Origin of the sequence: Catenibacterium faecis, from assembly GCF_014306455.1 — a bacterium.
GTDB classification, from domain to species: Bacteria; Bacillota_I; Bacilli_A; order Erysipelotrichales; family Coprobacillaceae; genus Catenibacterium; species Catenibacterium mitsuoka_A.
The window spans coordinates 1-1,341 of the sequence record NZ_JACRWG010000136.1; the positions used below are offsets into that span (position 1 = coordinate 1).

A 1,341-nucleotide genomic window follows, 5' to 3' on the forward strand; every position below is an offset into this window, starting at 1 on the left:
TCATTATTATGCCTTCTCCATTTTTATTGTTTTATTCTTGAGTATTCCTCACGTAATGATTTTCCGTGTAAAGTAATCAGGTATGAACTATTGATTATTCGCAAGGAACAGCACCGCTAATCGCATAAAATGCACCACCTATATCACCAACTGCAACACTAGTCTAAAAATCAGAATATACACAACTGCACCACCTCAAGGGTGGTCTTTTTGTACTATCATGATATTGGAGACAATGTCTCTAATATTACGAAAGGAGCCTTAAAACTATGGCCGTAAAATTCAATCTGAGAATGTGCCTGCAGCTAATGGGTCAGGGTATTTCTCTTAATACCATTTCCAAACAATATCACATAAGCAAGCACACATCATAGAAAGTAAGACGAAGAAAGGAGGAATTAGAATTTGATACTGCAAAATTAGAGTGTTATTCAGATACGGAATTAGGAAAGCTGTTCTTCCCTAATCTTTATGAAAGTGAAGATATCTATGCCCCTATAGATTATGAATATATTCGTAATGAATTATCTAAACCTGGAGTCACTCTGAAGCTGTTGTGGAATGAATACTGTATCAAGATAAATGATGGGAAGTATCCCGTGAGCTATTCAAAGTTCTGCAGAGGATACAAAGAACATGTTCAGAATCACAACTATACCAACCATATTCAGTATAAGCCAGGTATTCGTACTGAAGTAGATTGGTTATGCAAAGATTCTCATAACAAATCAATCATCATTTTATCCCCTGGCTTATGTGTGATATGCATTGTGAGATTGTTTTTCTTTACATAATCACGATGCTTTTCAGAGAAGTAACTGTACTAATAGAATGGAAATTTACTATTTCTACAGTCTTCTGCATATTCTTCCCATAATAATCTGTTGTTTGTCCCTGGTCTTAACAGTTCTTTATGAATATACTGATAATCAGGTTGTTTAATAATCAGATTAAGTTTAGTCTCCTTTACAAACAATAGTTTCTGTACTTCCATTTCATTCTGATTCTGGATCATGGACCAACAAATACTATTTTCATCAGCTGCTTTAGATACTTTTCTTACTGTATCTCTTGATACCTTAAGTGCTTCAGCTATCTTTCGCTGACTGAAATTTTGAGATCTCATTTCCAAAATCTTCTTAACATCTCGCATATAAAAACACCTCCTAGTTGCAAGATTTGATAAGTATTTATTACTTATCAAATCCATTTTACAACCAAGAGATGCAAATCTTTATATTAAATATGATGGACTTGTTTAACGGATTCACTGGACTTTTCTAGCGTAATGGATGGACTTATTTTACCGTATGGAGTGGCCTTGCCACTCCGTAATATTCA

At 34.3% G+C, this 1,341-nt stretch carries 1 protein-coding gene; it reads right to left on the reverse strand.

Annotation, left to right across the window (positions count from 1 at the left end; genetic code table 11):
• Positions 1-823 precede the first annotated feature (823 nt).
• The gene (locus tag H8909_RS13085) at positions 824-1,153 is read right to left on the reverse strand and encodes a hypothetical protein (protein ID WP_187013138.1); all 330 of its coding nucleotides are present in this window, start codon (positions 1,151-1,153) and stop codon (positions 824-826) included.
• Between the last annotated feature and the right edge of the window lie 188 nt (positions 1,154-1,341).